Genomic DNA, 16,236 nt, shown 5'->3' with positions numbered 1-16,236 from the left:
AAAGTGATCATTCAATTAGTAGCGTAGACCTTCTCTCTACTATTGTTTAGTGAAACAGGATAAACATAAAACAAAACTAATAAATATTAATAATAATGAAGAAGGGGTGTATAAGTTGTCCCAATACGAAACACCATTGTTTACTGCTTTAATAGAGCACAGCAAGCGCAATCCAATCCAATTCCATATCCCAGGCCATAAAAAAGGTCAAGGAATGGATCCTGAATTCCGCGAATTTATTGGGCATAATGCATTATCAATTGATTTAATTAATATTGCACCGCTCGATGATTTACATCACCCAAAAGGTATGATTAAACAAGCGCAAGATTTAGCAGCAAAAGCATTCGGCGCTGATCATACATTTTTTTCTGTACAAGGAACAAGTGGAGCAATTATGACAATGGTGATGAGTGTTTGTGGTCCTGGGGATAAAATTCTTGTACCACGTAACGTTCATAAATCTGTTATGTCAGCGATTATTTTTTCAGGTGCAAAGCCGATTTTTATTCATCCAGAAATTGATCCAACATTAGGAATTTCACATGGAATTACAATTCCTTCTGTAAAAAAAGCACTTGAAGAACATCCCGATGCAAAAGGATTACTTGTCATTAATCCAACATATTTTGGTTTTGCAGCAGACCTGCAACAAATTGTCGACTTAGTTCATTCCTATAATATACCAGTTTTAGTGGACGAAGCTCATGGTGTTCATATTCATTTTCATGATGAACTACCGATGTCAGCAATGCAAGCTGGTGCCGATATGGCAGCAACAAGTGTTCATAAATTAGGCGGCTCATTAACACAAAGCTCCATTTTGAATGTAAAAGAGGGGCTTGTAAATGTGAAGCATGTTCAATCTATTATTAGTATGCTTACAACAACTTCAACGTCTTACATTTTACTAGCTTCGCTGGATGTCGCAAGAAAGCGTCTTGCAACAGAAGGACGAGAGATTATTACGAAAACAATTCAATTAGCAGAAAAAGTTCGAAAACAAGTAAATGATATTGAACATCTATATTGCCCTGGTAAAGAATTACTAGGAACAGATGCAACCTTTAATTATGATCCAACAAAACTCATCATTTCTGTAAAAGAATTAGGAATTACAGGACACGATGCCGAGCTATGGTTAAGAGAGCAGTATAATATAGAGGTAGAGCTTTCTGATTTATATAATATCTTGTGCCTTGTTACACTTGGAGATACAGAAGAAGAAACAAATCTATTGGCACACGCTCTACACGATTTGTCAACTACATTTAAACATATGGCAGAAAAAGGCGTACAAGTACAAGTCGAAATTCCAGCAATTCCTGTACTTGCGCTATCTCCGCGTGATGCCTTTTATTCTGAAACAGAAGTTGTTCCTTTTGCAGAAGCGGCCGGCCGCATTATAGCAGATTTCGTTATGGTCTATCCACCAGGCATTCCAATTTTTACACCTGGTGAAATTATTACACAAGAAAACTTAAACTATATTCAAAAAAATTTAGCGGCAGGATTACCAGTGCAAGGACCTGAAGATATGACATTACAAACATTACGTGTCATTAAAGAATATAAACCAATTAGCGAATAACGCTCTTCCCACTTCATATCTTTGAAGTGGGATTTTTTCTTTCCAATCATATGCCTCTTTATTTCTACAGTATTTTTCTTATGCACCCTTTATCCGCCTATTCATACGATATAAGGTGAAGCTTCCATCAGTTTACTTTTTACTGATGGTTAGCCCTACCAATGGGACTCGTACAGGCAATGTCTCTCCCACCTAACCTCTTTATCGCATTAATATTTTGAGGCGGGAGTCTTACTGTATGTGAATACAAAAGAAAAAGAATGTAAACGTATAGGTGGGATCTTATGATTGTAATTGGGCGTTCCATTGTACATCCATATATAAAAAATGAAACCGAGCCATTCTTTTCGGAAAAACAAAAAATTTTAGAGATAATGACAGGAAATCAAGAAGTATATAACTTTCAAACATTAGACGAGTTAAATTTTGATATAAACATTCGTGTTTACATCATCACTTCTGCTCTAGAGTTATTTCAAAGTGGACTCCAATTCCGTACATTTAGGCAATCTTACTGTAATCCTGAATTTTGGGAACGCACTCATTTAGGAGGATTTCAACTTCGCCCTAATGTGTTACCCTCTTTCGCAATTCGTGATATTTTTGTAAATGGTAAAAAATACGGAACAGAATGTGCAACTGCGATGATTATTATCTTCTATAAGTCACTATTAGCACTATACGATGAAGAAACATTTAATCGCTTATTTGCAAACTTACTTTTATATACGTGGGACTATGATAAGGATTTGAAACTAATCACAAAAACCGGAGGAGAAATCGTTCCTGGTGACCTTGTTTATTTTAAAAACCCACAAGTAAACCCAGCAACAATTGAATGGCAAGGAGAAAATGCAATTTACTTAGGAAATTTCTTTTATTATGGGCATGGAGTCGGTGTAAAAACAGAAAATCAAATTATTGATTTGCTTAATCAACGACGTATTCCTTTCGCTTTTTTATCAGCATACTTAACAGACTTTCTAACACGTATAGATAGCCGTATGATGAGTCAATTTGCTTCTGCGAAGAAAATACAAACACAACTTGATCTCATTCCAATTCGAGATGATGCCATTATTGCAACAATTGGTCATACAACTTCAATTCACTAAAAAGCGCCTGCATATGCAGGCGCTTTCTTATTTATTGGGCTTTAGTATGCTCTTTATGCTCACAATCACATTTAGAGCTGCATTTTCCGTATAATACCGTTACTTTTTCATCCTCAAAATGTGCAATTGTGCTCTCACAAATTTGACATACGATAGTTCCCATTTTTAAATTCCCCCTATTATTGTAATCCCCAAAACCTTTTGTAACCGCTTAACTTTCTGTCTTTATTTTAATATGTTATACTTTTTTCGTCAATAGTTTTTAATTATGACATATTAATTATTTTTTATTTTTTATTAGTATGAAACATTTACAAGTAAAAAGCAGCCGTATAATTTATAATTACGACTGCTTTCGAACAATTATTCCTCATATTCAGCATGCACGGATGTAGGCGGTAGCAGAAACTTAAAAAACTGCGCAAGATCTGTTGCTTCTTCACTCGTTTTTAATTTAAAGACAGCTTGTAAATGTTGCACATCCTCAATATCATCCTGTCCAAGGAGAGTTGCTCGACCAGTCTGCATGCAAATGACAAGCGGTTTACCAAAAAACATAGTCGTATACACTACACCAAAATCATACCGAGTCTCATTTGTCATGAAACCAAGAAAGCGGACTTTTGTTTTTTCATGTTCATCATATAATTTTTCAAACATCGTCTCTTGCTCTCCTTTCTTCTTGGTTTTTCCATATTGTATATATTAAACAAAAAAGGCTATATCCCTTTTCAATTGTCAAAAAATTTATAACAATGTTAAAATAGTGATATATTATGTCATTAGGAGGCTTATTATGCAGGATGCATTCATTAAACTTGTCCCAAAGTCAAAGCAGCAATCTATCTCATTAGACGATGTAAAACAACTCTTTCATTATTATAAAACGATTACAGCTCAAACAGGCCAACAAATCGGCTTTACATACTCAAGTACTGCCTTTCCATACGAAATGGTTGATACATCTGACACAACTCTCTATCTAAAATCTAATCATGAACGCTATCATTCCATTTATGTAGGAATAGGTATAGAAAACGAACAATCTTTTGTGCAAATTACATTACCGCCTTCTGCAACATTTGGGGATAAAGGAAAAGCTAATGAATTTTGTAGATTTTTAGCAAAAAAATTAGAAGGGGAATTACAGCTTTTTAATGGAAGAACAATGTACTTTTATAAACGTTAACCAGTAAAAAATAATAGCTTACTCATAAAAAAGAGCACGCTATTTACAACAGTGAAAAAAAACGCCTCTTTTCTGGAGTGCAACATAATATTAGCAATAATATAAGCTAAATAAAAAAATACAAAAAAGAGCAACACTTTGTAATGCAGCTTATCACGGTCTGATAATAATAACACAATTGAAAATCCGCTCCATATGATGAAATGGAGGAATGAAACCAATGTTATTCTCATGGCATTGCCTCCTTTCGCACGTCCTATTTTATTACAATATATGGGCGTCATAAGAAATCATTACATAATCTAAAGAAACACACTTTAACTATCCTAAAAACGAGGATAAGTAAGGTGTGTTTACTTTTTTTAAACTAACTATCATATGTAACTAACAGTATATACAGAACTGAAATAAAACAAAACTTCCATCAGTACGTTTTCTGCTCATGGTTAGTTGAAGCAATCGGGCTTTTACGGGCAGTTTCTCCCACCTATCTTCCTCACTTCTCTCTGGATCTTGAGGTGGGTCTTACTGCCCGTTAATGCGGGATAAAACACATAAGAAATAAGAGGGACTCTAAGTCACCTCTTATTTTTATAATGAAATTTCTTTAATTCTACATTCTTATCCAATTTATTGAGTAAAAAAGAGGCATGATACAATTACAAAGTACTTATTAAAGCCCTTTTGAAAAACTAAAAGGGAAATTAAAAAGAGTGTTAGTGCCTAAATCTGAAATTAGATTTAGGTTCATTTTTTCTAAATGAAACAACCGCCTCCTAGTATCTAGGAGGCGGTTGTTTTATTTATCTTATATTATTTTACAATGTGAATTGGCATTCCAAGAGCAACTTCAGCTGCTTCCATTGTGATTTCACCTAATGTTGGGTGAGCGTGGATTGTTTGAGCGATATCTTCAGCTGTCATTCCAGCTTCGATAGCTAAACCAATCTCAGAGATAATATCAGAAGCGCCTGCACCTGCAACTTGTGCACCTACAAGAAGACCATCTTCTTTACGAGTTACAAGCTGTACGAAACCGTCTGTGCTGTTTAAAGATAATGCACGACCGTTAGCAGCGAATGGGAATTTAGACACTGCTACTGTCATTCCAGCTTCTTCTGCTTGCTTTTTCGTATAACCAACAGATGCTAATTCTGGATCAGTGAAGCATACTGCTGGAATTCCGATGTAATCAATTGCTGCTGCATGGCCGCTAATTGCTTCAACAGCTACTTTACCTTCGTAAGAAGCTTTGTGAGCTAATGGTGGTCCAGGAACGATATCACCAATTGCATAGATATTTGGTACGTTTGTACGGCATTGCTCATCGATTTCAATTAGACCGCGATCAGTCATTTTAACTCCAACTTGCTCAAGACCGATTTCTTGAGTATTTGGACGACGACCTACAGTTACTAATACATAATCAGCTTCAACAGTTTGTACTTCGCCTTTTACTTCGAAGCTAACTGTTACGCCATTTTCAGTTTCTTCAACGCCTTTAGCCATAGCTTTTGTATGGATTGTTACGTTGCCTTTTTTCTGAAGCGCACGTTTTACAACTGTGCTCATTGCTTTTTCGAAACCAGCTAAAATTTCGTCGCCAGCTTCTAATACAGTAACTTCTGTACCAAAGTTTGCATATGCAGTACCTAATTCCATACCGATATAACCGCCGCCGATTACAACAAGTTTTTTAGGAACCTCAGGTAAGCTTAAAGCACCAGTTGAGTTAAGAACACGTTTAGAATATTTGAATCCAGGAATTTCAATTGGCGTAGAACCTGTTGCAAGAACAGCATTTTTAAACGTATACGTTTGAGCTGCTTCTTCAGTCATTACACGTAATGTGTTTGCATCTACGAAGTAAGCTTCACCGCGAATGATTTCAACTTTGTTACCTTTTAGAAGGCCTTCAACACCGCCAGTTAATTTCTTAACTACGCCGTTTTTCCATTCTTGAACTTTTGTGAAGTCAACTGTTACGTTTTCTGCAATAATACCCATGTCATCAGAATGTTTTGCATTCTCATAACGATGTCCTGCATTGATTAACGCTTTAGAAGGAATACATCCAACGTTTAAGCATACACCACCAAGGTTAGCTTTTTCAATAATAGCTACTTTTTGTCCTAATTGTGCTGCACGAATTGCTGCAACATATCCACCAGGACCTGCACCAACAACGACTGTATCTAATTCAATTGGGAAATCTCCTACTACCATTGTTATTACGCCTCCATTACTAATAATTGTGGGTCGTTTAATAAACGTTTAATTTGGTTTAATGCTTTTTGAGCAGTTGCACCGTCGATTAAGCGATGGTCAAAGCTTAAAGATAATGCTAATACTGGAGCTGCAACGATTTCACCGTTTTTCACAACTGGTTTCTCAGCAATACGGCCAATACCAAGGATTGCTACTTCTGGGTGGTTGATAACTGGAGTAAACCATTGTCCACCTGCAGAACCAATGTTTGTAATTGTGCAAGAAGCACCCTTCATTTCTGCTGGAGCTAAACGACCGTCACGAGCTTTTCCAGCAAGTTCATTGATTTCGTTAGAGATAGTGAAGATAGATTTACGATCTGTATCTTTTACAACTGGTACTAAAAGACCTTTGTCTGTATCAGCAGCGATACCGATGTTGAAGTAATGTTTGTGAACGATTTCTTGAGATGCATCATCTAAAGAAGTGTTCATCATTGGGTATTCACGTAATGCAGATGTTAATGCTTTTACAACGTATGGAAGGTAAGTTAATTTAATACCTTTTTCAGCTGCAACAGCTTTGAACTTCTTACGGTGAGCAACAAGCTCTGTTACATCTACTTCGTCCATTAATGTTACGTGAGGAGCTGTATGTTTAGAGTTTACCATTGCTTTTGCAATTGCTTTACGGATACCGCTCATTTTCTCACGAGTTTCTGGATATTCACCAGCTGGAATTGGTTGTGCTTTTGGAGCTTCTTCTTTCGCAGCTGCTGCTGGAGCTTCTGCCGCTACTGGAGCTTCAGTTGCTGCTACTACTTGTCCGCCATTTGCAAATGCATCGATGTCAGCTTTTGCAACACGGCCGTTTTTACCAGTACCAGCTACTAGACGAATGTCTACACCTTTTTCGCGTGCATATTTACGAACAGATGGCATAGCAATTACGCGCTCGTTAACTACCTCTGCAGTTGCTGCTGGAGTAGCTGCCGCTGCTGGAGCTTCTTCTTTTACTTCTTCAGCTTTTGGAGCTTCGTCATGATCGTCACCTTTAAACTTAAGGTTTTCATAACCAGGAGCGTCAAATTTAACAAGAACATCTCCTACTACTGCTACTGTACCTTCTTCTACAAGAATGTCAAGTACTTTACCTTTAACTGGAGAAGGAATTTCTACAACTGCTTTATCATTTTGTACTTCAAGAAGTACATCATCTTCGTTTACTTCATCGCCTGGTTTAATAAACCATTTTACGATTTCACCTTCGTGGATACCTTCACCAATATCTGGTAATTTAAATTCAAATGCCACGGAATTCAGCCCCCTGATTCATATCATTATTGTTAAGTATCGCAAAAGAAATCAGCATGTGCTGACTTCTTTTGCACATAAAATTAAAATTAAAATTAGAAGTTCATTACTTTATTAACAGCTTCAACAATATCTTTATGGTTTGGTAACCATACGCTCTCTGCTTGAGAGAATGGGAATACTGTATCAGCAGCTGCAACACGTACAACTGGAGCTTCTAAGTTTAAGATTGCACGGTCATTGATTTCCGCTACAACGTTAGCTGCAATACCAGCTTGTTTTTGAGCTTCTTGAACTACAACAACGCGACCTGTTTTTTCAACAGAAGCAATAATTGTTTCGATATCTAATGGTTGAACTGTACGTAAGTCAACAACCTCTAAAGAGATACCTTCTTTTTCTAATTCTTCAGCAGCCTTTAATGCAGCATGTACCATTGCACCATATGTGATAACAGATACATCTGTACCTTCACGTTTTACATCAGCTTTACCAAGTTCAATTGTGTATTCACCTTCTGGTACTTCTTGACGGAAAGAACGGTATAATTTCATGTGCTCTAAGTAAATAACTGGATCGTTATCACGAATTGCAGAGATTAAAAGACCTTTCGCATCGTATGGAGTAGATGGAATTACAACTTTTAAACCTGGTTGTTGTGCCACTAATCCCTCTAAGCTATCAGCGTGTAATTCTGGCGTATGAACACCGCCACCGAATGGAGAACGAACTGTAATTGGAGCAGTCCAACGTCCACCAGAACGGTAACGCATACGAGCCATTTGACCAGAAATAGAATCCATTACTTCGAAAACGAAACCGAAGAATTGAATTTCAGGAACTGGACGGAAGCCTTCAAGTGCTAAACCAACTGCAAGTCCGCCGATACCAGACTCTGCAAGTGGGGTATCCATTACACGATCTTCACCGAATTCAGCTTGCAAGCCTTCAGTAGCACGGAATACACCGCCGTTTACACCAACGTCTTCACCAAACACAAGTACGTTAGGGTCATTTTTCATTTCAACGCGTAAAGCATCAGTGATTGCTTGAATCATTGTCATTTGAGCCATGGCTTACTTCGACTCCTTTTCTTTGTAAATTTCATATTGTTCAGCTAAGTTGTAAGGCATTGTTTCGTACATGATTTCCATTAAATCAGTAACTTTTTGTTTTGGAGCTTGGTCTGCTTTAGCAATCGCTTCTTTAATATCTTCTTTAGCCTGTTCGATTACTTTTTCTTCTTCTTCTTGAGACCAGATGCCTTTGTTTTCTAAGAACGCACGGAAACGTACGATTGGATCTTTTTGTTCCCATTCGTTTTCGATATCTTTTGTACGGTAACGAGTTGGGTCATCACCAGCCATTGTATGTGGACCGTAACGGAATGTTAAAGTCTCGATTAAAGTAGGGCCTTCGCCGTTTACTGCGCGCTCACGAGCAAAAGCAGTTGCTGCGTATACAGCTAATGGGTCCATACCGTCTACTTGAATTCCGTAAATACCTGCTGCAACTGCTTTTTGCGCTACAGTTTTTGCTGCAGATTGTTTTTCTACTGGAGTAGAGATTGCATAACGGTTGTTTTGAACAACGAAGATTGCTGGAGCTTTAAATGCACCCGCAAAGTTCATACCTTCGTAGAAGTCACCTTGAGACGCTCCGCCGTCACCAGTGTAAGTAATTGCAACAGATTTTTTACCACGTAATTTCATACCTAACGCAACACCAGCAGTTTGGATGATTTGCGCACCGATAATAATTTGTGGAGCAAGTGCATTTACATCTGCAGGCATTTGGTTACCCATGAAATGTCCGCGAGAGAATAAGAATGCTTGGTATAATGGTAAACCGTGCCATACTAATTGTGGAACATCACGATACCCTGGTAAGATGAAATCTTCTTTTTCAAGAGCAAAATGACTTGCTAATTGAGAAGCTTCTTGTCCAGCTGTTGGCGCATAGAAACCTAAGCGACCTTGACGGTTTAAAGAAATAGAACGTTGGTCTAATACGCGAGTATACACCATACGACGCATTAATTCTTTTAATTGATCATCAGTTAATTTTGGCATAGCTGCTTCATTCACAACTTCGCCTTTTTCATTTAAAATTTGTAATGTTTCAAATTGAGCTGCGATAGCTTTCATTTGCTCATCAACATTAAATAGGGCCTTTTTTGTTTTAGTACCCATTCCGCTCACCTCTTCCTCTCTTGAACCATATTCTTAAACGCTTTCACTAGCACTTCGCTAAAATGAAAGCATAAGCGCGAAAACTGACGCACCATTCATCAGTTATTGAATAATTTGTGCACCTAACAATCTGTACTAATGTTTTCATTTAAACAAATTAATACAATCTTGATCACGTTTTTTAGTTTACAACTATTCTAATCACCCTGTCAATCACTTTGATTTCGAAATTTTTTTCGAAAATTAACGAGATTTTCTTAACAAATACAAGTTTCCAAAATACTATCTGTATTAGTGAACAAAAACCTCCTGTTATATTATTCCCTTTTCACACATATTTTGATCATAGAATAATATGTAAACGATTTACTTCACTCTTATTTTTTGTCCCATGCTAATAAAAATATTCAGCATCTACCACCTTTTAGGCAAATAACTATAACATTTTTCTTCTTTCTTCCATACATTATACTAACCGCAGCATTCGCGGAAATGGTAAAGGAGGTCACACCATGTACGGATACACTCAATGTTACCCAGCATACCCAACAGCTTGCCCATATCCTACGTATGGATATGGTGGATATGGTGGTTGCGGTGGATTTGGAAGCGGCTTTGCTTTAATCGTTGTATTGTTCATTCTTTTAATTATCGTCGGTGCTGCTTGCATCCGTTAATGTAAAATGAAACAACCATAAAAGAACAAGGCGGTTTCGCCTTGTTCTTTGTCATGACTTTTTTCATAACCTTTGGTAGACTAAAGATGAAAGGAGCGATTGCATATGCTTACAATGAATGATGTGATTCGTGAAGGAGATCCTATTTTACAAGCAGTGGCTGAAGAGATAGCTCTACCAGCAAGCGAAGAAGATGTACATATATTACGAAAGATGATTGAATTTGTTATTAACAGTCAAAACCCCGAAATGGTTGAAAAATATAATTTACGTCCTGGAATTGGTTTAGCAGCCCCTCAAATCGGTGTTTCTAAAAGAATGATTGCTGTTCATGTAACGGATAGAGATGGGACATTATATAGCTACGCTTTGTTTAACCCGAAAATTATCAGTCATTCTGTAGAACGCACATTCTTATCAGGTGGCGAAGGTTGTCTGTCAGTGGATCGTGAAATTCCTGGCTATGTGCCTCGTTACACTCGCATTACTGTAAAAGGAACAACAATAGACGGTGAAGAAGTGAAACTACGTTTAAAAGGTTTACCATCAATTGTTTTCCAGCATGAAATTGATCACTTAAACGGTGTCATGTTTTATGACCATATTAATAAGGAAAATCCATTTATCATTCCAGAAAATGCAACACCTTTAGAAAGATAAAATGAAACTTCTATCAGTGAGAACCTTTACTGCCCGCTAATAGCGGGATAAAAAATTAGTCTGTTTTCACTGAAATTGATGAAAACAGACTAATTTTTAAATGGAATAGTTTTCATACTAATCCTTTATAATAATTCTGCCCACTGCAATCCATGCAGAATACCATCTTCTGCAACATCTTTCGTTACATAATTCGCAAGTTTCTTCAAATCTTCATGTCCATTTCCCATAGCAATTCCTGTCCCTACGGTTTCAATCATTTCTAAATCATTTAACCCGTCCCCAAATGCATAAACTTGTTCTCGAGTGAATCCAAGCTTTTCAATAAATTTTTCAATTCCGTTCGCTTTCGATCCTCCCATTGGAATAATATCCATGGAATATGCATGCCAGCGAATAAAATGAAATTGCGGATAGTCGCTGATAAACTTTTCTTCTTCTCCTGCTTTACAAAATAAAAGCGTCTGATAAATATCACGCTTTTCATAAAAATTAGGTTCAAACACAGGATGGCTCATGCGAAGACTAGCAAAGCTTTCTGTTACATAATTATGTGATGCCACCGTTGCTTTCATATCTTTATGATCCAAATAAACAAGAGGATAGCCTGCCTCTTCTGAAAATTTTGTGAAGGCATGTAATGCCTCTGGATGTAAAGGATTTTTATATATAACTTCATCTTCAAATACAACATACTGCCCATTGAAACTTACGTAATTATGAATATTTAGCTCTTGACGAATATCTTCAAACATAAATGGTGCACGTCCTGTCGCAATTGCTACATGTACCCCATTTTCTTGAAGGCGACGTACAGCTTCTTTTGTAGATTGTGGTATTTCTTTGTTATGATCTAACAATGTTCCGTCAATATCAAAAAAGACAATTTTATCGTTCATTTCCATAACCCTTTCTACTTCATCGATTCAAACGTATCGCTTTATGATCTGAATATCTTTTTAAATACTAAAAAAGTATAACATATTGATGAATAAAGCGCTTCTCATCTAATCTTCCTACCTAACCAGGCATATACTGAAATAAAAACAGTACTACGGTTCAACACATGAATTTTCTTTTCTATTCTATCTCATACTATAAGTTGAACGAAATATTTTCTTATAAGTAGTTCATTTTTTAAAACTTAATTCTTATTGCACATCCCAATAAGATTATTTGCATGTTTTGAGCTAGGAAAGGAAGGGACAATCGTGCTAAAGAAACTGAAGAAAAAGTTAAAAGTATATTGGAACGATTTGCTTCGTAAAAAAACAATTGCTTAAATCGTGCCCCTTTCGGGCTTTTTTCTTCATTCTTATTCGAAAAAACATGAAAATCATAACCGTTTGCTTTATAATAGGTAAAAGATAGCCTAAAACATAGACAAGGAGAGATTGTTTTAATGATTTTTAAAGTGTTTTATCAAGAAAAAATGCTAGAAGTACCTGTACGTGAAAATACTAAGGTGCTATATCTAGAAGCTGAGTCTGAAAGAGAAGTTCGCACAAAATTACACAAGTTCGCATATAATATTGAGTTTATCCAGTCTGTTACTGGTGCTCATCTTGAATATGAAAAGCAATATGCAGATTTTAAATTAGCGGAGAACGTTTAATTTATGAAATTCTTAAAAAATGATCAAACTGCTGTTTTCGCGCTTGGCGGACTCGGTGAAATCGGCAAAAATACATATGCTGTTCAATTTCAAGATGAAATTATTATTATTGACGCTGGGATTAAATTCCCAGAAGACGAACTTCTTGGGATTGATTATGTCATCCCTGACTACACGTATCTCGTACGTAACGAAGAAAAAATTAAAGGACTCTTTATTACACATGGTCACGAAGATCATATCGGTGGAATCCCTTATTTATTGCGCCAAGTAAATATTCCAATTTACGGTGGGAAACTAGCGCTCGGGCTGATTAAAAACAAATTAGAAGAGCACGGATTACTGCGAAAAGCACAATTGTATGAAATTAAAGAAGACGATGTGATTAAATTCAAAAAAACATCCGTTTCCTTCTTCCGCACAACGCACAGCATTCCTGATTCATACGGTATTGTTGTAAAAACGCCACAAGGACAGGTTGTTCATACAGGAGATTTCAAATTTGATTTCACACCGGTTGGTGAGCCAGCAAATTTAACAAAGATGGCTGAAATTGGAAAAGAAGGTGTCCTTTGCTTACTATCTGATAGCACGAATAGCGAAGTTCCTCACTTTACGATGTCTGAACGACGCGTAGGTGACAGCATCCAGGATATTTTCCGTAAAGTAGAAGGACGCATTATATTCGCAACATTTGCTTCTAATATTCATCGACTGCAACAAGTTGTAGAAGCTGCAGTAGCAAACAATCGAAAGATTGCTGTTTTTGGTCGAAGCATGGAAGCAGCAATGGAAATCGGACAAAATCTTGGCTATATTCGCTGTCCAAAAGATACAATTATTGAACCAGCACAACTAAATCGCATACCAGCAAATAAAGTTGTGATTTTATGTACTGGAAGTCAAGGTGAACCAATGGCTGCATTATCTCGTATCGCTAACGGTACACACCGTCAAATTCAAATTATTCCTGGTGATACTGTTGTATTCTCGTCTTCTCCAATACCTGGAAACACAGTAAGTGTAAGCCGTACAATTAACATGTTATATCGAGCAGGTGCTGATGTAATTCACGGACCATTGACTGACATTCATACAAGCGGACACGGTGGACAAGAAGAACAGAAGCTAATGCTGCGTCTCATTAAACCAAAATATTTCATGCCAATTCACGGTGAATACCGTATGCAACGTATGCATGCAAAATTAGCAAATGATTGTGGCATTCCAGAAGAAAATTGCTTCATAATTGATAACGGCGATATACTAGCGCTTCGTGAAGATGAAGCAACAATCGCAGGAAAGATTCCTTCTGGTTCTGTTTATATTGATGGAAACGGCATTGGTGATATCGGTAATATTGTACTTCGCGACCGCCGTATTCTTTCGGAAGAAGGACTTGTTATCGTTGTTGTTAGCATCGATATGAAGGAATTCAAAGTGGCAGCCGGACCAGATATTATTTCTCGTGGGTTCGTTTATATGCGTGAAAGCAGCGATTTAATCAACGATGCACAGACATTAATTACAAATCATTTAGAAAAAGTAATGGAACGCAAAACGACACAATGGTCTGAGATCAAGAATGAAATTACAGATACATTGGCTCCATTCTTATACGAAAAAACGAAACGCCGTCCAATGATTTTACCAATCATTATGGAAATTTAAATAAAAAGGACAATGCAGCTATATTGGCATTGTCCTTTTTATTATTTCGCTAAAAATATTTCGAATCGATCCACATCATTATCATGACCAATGACTATCAAAATATCTCCGATTTGAATATTTTCTGTCGCACGCGGTGAAACGAGAACTTCTTTTCCGCGTTTAATTGCCACAATGTTTAATCCAAACTTCGCACGAATATCTAATTCAATTAACGAATGGCCATCAATCTTTTCATTCGCAATAATCTCAACGATGCTATGTTCATCTGAGAGTTCTAAATAGTCTAAGACACTACTTGAAGCAATATTATTCGCAATTCGTTTCCCCATATCGCGCTCAGGATGAACAATATGGTCAGCGCCGATTTTAGTTAAAACTTTTTCATGGTAATCATTTTGTGCTTTCACAGTAATATTTTTCACGCCTAATTCTTTTAAAATAAGAGTCGTTAAAATACTTGCGTTAAGATTATCCCCAATCGCTACCACAACATGATCAAAATTACGGATTCCTAGACTTTTTAATACCATTTCATCTGTAGAATCGGCAATTACAGCATGGGATGCAATATTTGCAAATTCATTTACACGATCTTCATCCATATCAATTGCCATAACTTCCATTCCTAGCTGCGCTAATTCCCGGCAAATGCTGCCGCCAAATCGGCCGAGACCAATAACAGCAAACTCTTTTTCCTTCGTACTCACACAAATTCCTCCAATAATATTGAATCGTATAAAGTGAAACTTCCATCAGTGGTTTTTTCATCCCTCCAGTGATGGTTAGTTGAACGAATCAAGCTCTTATGAGCAGTTATTCTCTTATCAATTCTTTGCCTCTTCAAAAACTGGATGTAAAGGCTTTACTGCCGTTTGATTAGGATCAACTATCATTGTAGCATATTTTATAAAGTGAAACTTCCATCAGTGATTTTTTTTCATATCCCACTGATGATAAGTTGAACCAATCGGGCACATGCTAGCAGTTATCCTCACCTATCTTTCTCGCTTCTCTCTGAATCTTGAGGTGTGGGGCTTACTGCACGTTAATGCTGGATAAATGTTACAATAATTTCCTCTCTACTCTTATTTCTGTTTTTGAATATAGAAAAATTGTTGTAAATAGAATGCAAGCATACATATTAACATACCGAAGATGAATATATTTCCAAATGAACTGAACGTCTGAAATACAAACACTAAAGTTTCTTGTCCAAAAAAAGCAAATAGTAACTGTATAAAAGCAAATAACAATGCAAATTGATAGTGCTGCTGATGAAATAAATAATGAGTAGCTCCTAAAAAACCAACAAAAGAAACAATAAATACCCACCATATTTCAATCATCTTTTGCCACCCTACTAGTTCATATCCGTTCACAATAATAGCAATTGCTCCTATGACAAACATCGTTGGAACACTCCAAAATAAAGCCCACTTTCGAAAAAGTAATACCGCTTGCCTGTCTTCTCGTTTATATGCGCAATACGTTAAAAAAGTCGCACTTATATATAAAAGTGATACAATTGTCAGAACAATAATTAACCAAAAATGAAGCTGATAATACTCATTTTCTATATTTGTAACAATTGCAGCTATCAAACCTGGAATACATATGCCAGTATATCCTTCAACTAGACCTTTGTTCCAAAACACCATATTACCAATTCGAATTCCTAATAACATAAAAATAATGGCACCAAGGATAAATAAAGTCGTTTTATTTCCAACTAAGCTCGTGGAAAAAGCAATTAACCCCACAAATAAGAATAGTACAAACGCATTCATAATTTCTGCAACAGGTGATAAATACCCTCTCACCCACTCATATGTGTTCGCATAGCTTTCTTTTTTTGCTAAACAATATGTATAGAAACTAACACCAAAATATATTGCAGCTACGATTACATATGTATATAAAAAGAAACATAGTATAGTACTTCCGATTTGCACGCTATCCCCTACCTTTTTTCTCTATGTAACACATTGATTTTACACATTTC

General features: G+C 36.6%; 16 protein-coding genes and 1 pseudogene. 7 read left to right on the top strand and 10 right to left on the bottom strand.

Going from position 1 to position 16,236, the window contains the following annotated elements:
• The first annotated feature begins 115 nt into the window (after positions 1-115).
• A complete protein-coding gene (locus LRP84_RS01025) occupies positions 116-1,591 on the top strand; it encodes an aminotransferase class I/II-fold pyridoxal phosphate-dependent enzyme (RefSeq protein ID WP_437438754.1) in 1,476 nt (491 codons plus the stop codon).
• Positions 1,592-1,875: 284 nt separating this feature from the next.
• Complete coding sequence (locus LRP84_RS01020) at positions 1,876-2,706, top strand: protein-glutamine gamma-glutamyltransferase (protein WP_230573371.1); 831 nt, start codon at positions 1,876-1,878, stop codon at positions 2,704-2,706.
• A 31-nt stretch (positions 2,707-2,737) separates the two neighbouring features.
• Here the strand turns inward: LRP84_RS01020 and LRP84_RS01015 are convergent, their stop codons facing one another.
• Both LRP84_RS01015 and LRP84_RS01010 read right to left on the bottom strand, forming a co-directional pair.
• Positions 2,738-2,869, bottom strand: coding sequence for a GapA-binding peptide SR1P (locus LRP84_RS01015; RefSeq protein ID WP_230573370.1), 132 nt, complete (start codon positions 2,867-2,869; stop codon positions 2,738-2,740).
• Positions 2,870-3,069: 200 nt separating this feature from the next.
• A complete protein-coding gene (locus tag LRP84_RS01010) occupies positions 3,070-3,366 on the bottom strand; it encodes a DUF3055 domain-containing protein (protein WP_230573369.1) in 297 nt (98 codons plus the stop codon).
• Between the two features lie 136 nt (positions 3,367-3,502).
• On the opposite strand from LRP84_RS01010, the gene LRP84_RS01005 reads away from it, so the two are divergent.
• On the top strand, positions 3,503-3,895 hold the full coding sequence (locus LRP84_RS01005) for a DUF1885 family protein (protein ID WP_230573368.1): 393 nt from the start codon (positions 3,503-3,505) through the stop codon (positions 3,893-3,895).
• On the opposite strand, the gene LRP84_RS01000 is transcribed toward LRP84_RS01005, so the two are convergent.
• The 5 genes from LRP84_RS01000 to pdhA form a co-directional block, all read right to left on the bottom strand.
• Positions 3,892-4,128 (bottom strand): hypothetical protein, encoded by a 237-nt coding sequence (locus LRP84_RS01000; RefSeq protein WP_098305671.1) that lies wholly within the window; start codon positions 4,126-4,128, stop codon positions 3,892-3,894. The genes LRP84_RS01005 and LRP84_RS01000 overlap by 4 nt on opposite strands.
• Before the next feature lie 580 nt (positions 4,129-4,708).
• Positions 4,709-6,121: a dihydrolipoyl dehydrogenase gene (lpdA, locus tag LRP84_RS00995; protein WP_230573367.1), complete on the bottom strand. Its 1,413-nt coding sequence runs from the start codon at positions 6,119-6,121 to the stop codon at positions 4,709-4,711.
• A gap of 5 nt (positions 6,122-6,126) precedes the next feature.
• Positions 6,127-7,416, bottom strand: coding sequence for a dihydrolipoamide acetyltransferase family protein (locus LRP84_RS00990; protein ID WP_230573366.1), 1,290 nt, complete (start codon positions 7,414-7,416; stop codon positions 6,127-6,129).
• Positions 7,417-7,511: 95 nt separating this feature from the next.
• A complete protein-coding gene (pdhB, locus tag LRP84_RS00985) occupies positions 7,512-8,489 on the bottom strand; it encodes a pyruvate dehydrogenase complex E1 component subunit beta (RefSeq protein WP_230573365.1) in 978 nt (325 codons plus the stop codon).
• Positions 8,490-8,492: 3 nt separating this feature from the next.
• The gene (gene pdhA, locus LRP84_RS00980) at positions 8,493-9,608 is read right to left on the bottom strand and encodes a pyruvate dehydrogenase E1 component subunit alpha (RefSeq protein WP_230573364.1); all 1,116 of its coding nucleotides are present in this window, start codon (positions 9,606-9,608) and stop codon (positions 8,493-8,495) included.
• A gap of 572 nt (positions 9,609-10,180) precedes the next feature.
• Between pdhA and LRP84_RS00975 the strand changes: the two are divergent.
• Together LRP84_RS00975 and def are read left to right on the top strand one after the other, a co-directional pair.
• Positions 10,181-10,285, top strand: a pseudogene (locus LRP84_RS00975) (YjcZ family sporulation protein); the annotation flags it as partial.
• A 105-nt stretch (positions 10,286-10,390) separates the two neighbouring features.
• Positions 10,391-10,945 carry a peptide deformylase gene (def, locus tag LRP84_RS00970; RefSeq protein WP_230573363.1) on the top strand — a complete coding sequence of 185 codons (555 nt, stop codon included), beginning with the start codon at positions 10,391-10,393 and terminating at the stop codon, positions 10,943-10,945.
• A 125-nt stretch (positions 10,946-11,070) separates the two neighbouring features.
• On the opposite strand, the gene LRP84_RS00965 is transcribed toward def, so the two are convergent.
• The gene (locus LRP84_RS00965; RefSeq protein WP_230573362.1) at positions 11,071-11,844 is read right to left on the bottom strand and encodes a Cof-type HAD-IIB family hydrolase; all 774 of its coding nucleotides are present in this window, start codon (positions 11,842-11,844) and stop codon (positions 11,071-11,073) included.
• A 503-nt stretch (positions 11,845-12,347) separates the two neighbouring features.
• Between LRP84_RS00965 and LRP84_RS00960 the strand changes: the two genes are divergently transcribed.
• Together LRP84_RS00960 and rnjA are read left to right on the top strand one after the other, a co-directional pair.
• Positions 12,348-12,560 carry a DNA-dependent RNA polymerase subunit epsilon gene (locus tag LRP84_RS00960; RefSeq protein ID WP_154710669.1) on the top strand — a complete coding sequence of 71 codons (213 nt, stop codon included), beginning with the start codon at positions 12,348-12,350 and terminating at the stop codon, positions 12,558-12,560.
• A gap of 3 nt (positions 12,561-12,563) precedes the next feature.
• Positions 12,564-14,231, top strand: coding sequence for a ribonuclease J1 (gene rnjA / locus LRP84_RS00955; RefSeq protein WP_230573361.1), 1,668 nt, complete (start codon positions 12,564-12,566; stop codon positions 14,229-14,231).
• 41 nt (positions 14,232-14,272) lie between these two features.
• On the opposite strand, the gene LRP84_RS00950 is transcribed toward rnjA, so the two are convergent.
• Positions 14,273-14,941 (bottom strand): potassium channel family protein, encoded by a 669-nt coding sequence (locus LRP84_RS00950; protein WP_098305689.1) that lies wholly within the window; start codon positions 14,939-14,941, stop codon positions 14,273-14,275.
• Between the two features lie 378 nt (positions 14,942-15,319).
• Positions 15,320-16,186: a cytochrome C oxidase assembly protein gene (locus LRP84_RS00945; RefSeq protein WP_230573360.1), complete on the bottom strand. Its 867-nt coding sequence runs from the start codon at positions 16,184-16,186 to the stop codon at positions 15,320-15,322.
• Positions 16,187-16,236: the final 50 nt, after the last annotated feature.

Source organism: Bacillus rhizoplanae, assembly GCF_917563915.1.
Taxonomy (GTDB): domain Bacteria; phylum Bacillota; class Bacilli; order Bacillales; family Bacillaceae_G; genus Bacillus_A; species Bacillus_A rhizoplanae.
The sequence above is the reverse complement of the archived record's forward strand: the minus strand, read 5'-3'. Positions and strand labels throughout refer to the sequence as shown.

Coding starts and splice junctions, on each gene's coding strand:
- rnjA (WP_230573361.1), top strand. CDS start 12,564: ATGAAATTCTTAAAAAATGATCAAACTGCTGTTTTCGCGCTTGGCGGA.
- LRP84_RS01010 (WP_230573369.1), bottom strand. CDS start 3,366: ATGTTTGAAAAATTATATGATGAACATGAAAAAACAAAAGTCCGCTTT.
- LRP84_RS01000 (WP_098305671.1), bottom strand. CDS start 4,128: ATGAGAATAACATTGGTTTCATTCCTCCATTTCATCATATGGAGCGGA.
- LRP84_RS01005 (WP_230573368.1), top strand. CDS start 3,503: ATGCAGGATGCATTCATTAAACTTGTCCCAAAGTCAAAGCAGCAATCT.
- LRP84_RS01020 (WP_230573371.1), top strand. CDS start 1,876: ATGATTGTAATTGGGCGTTCCATTGTACATCCATATATAAAAAATGAA.
- lpdA (WP_230573367.1), bottom strand. CDS start 6,121: ATGGTAGTAGGAGATTTCCCAATTGAATTAGATACAGTCGTTGTTGGT.
- LRP84_RS01015 (WP_230573370.1), bottom strand. CDS start 2,869: ATGGGAACTATCGTATGTCAAATTTGTGAGAGCACAATTGCACATTTT.
- def (WP_230573363.1), top strand. CDS start 10,391: ATGCTTACAATGAATGATGTGATTCGTGAAGGAGATCCTATTTTACAA.
- LRP84_RS00960 (WP_154710669.1), top strand. CDS start 12,348: ATGATTTTTAAAGTGTTTTATCAAGAAAAAATGCTAGAAGTACCTGTA.
- pdhA (WP_230573364.1), bottom strand. CDS start 9,608: ATGGGTACTAAAACAAAAAAGGCCCTATTTAATGTTGATGAGCAAATG.
- LRP84_RS00965 (WP_230573362.1), bottom strand. CDS start 11,844: ATGAACGATAAAATTGTCTTTTTTGATATTGACGGAACATTGTTAGAT.
- pdhB (WP_230573365.1), bottom strand. CDS start 8,489: ATGGCTCAAATGACAATGATTCAAGCAATCACTGATGCTTTACGCGTT.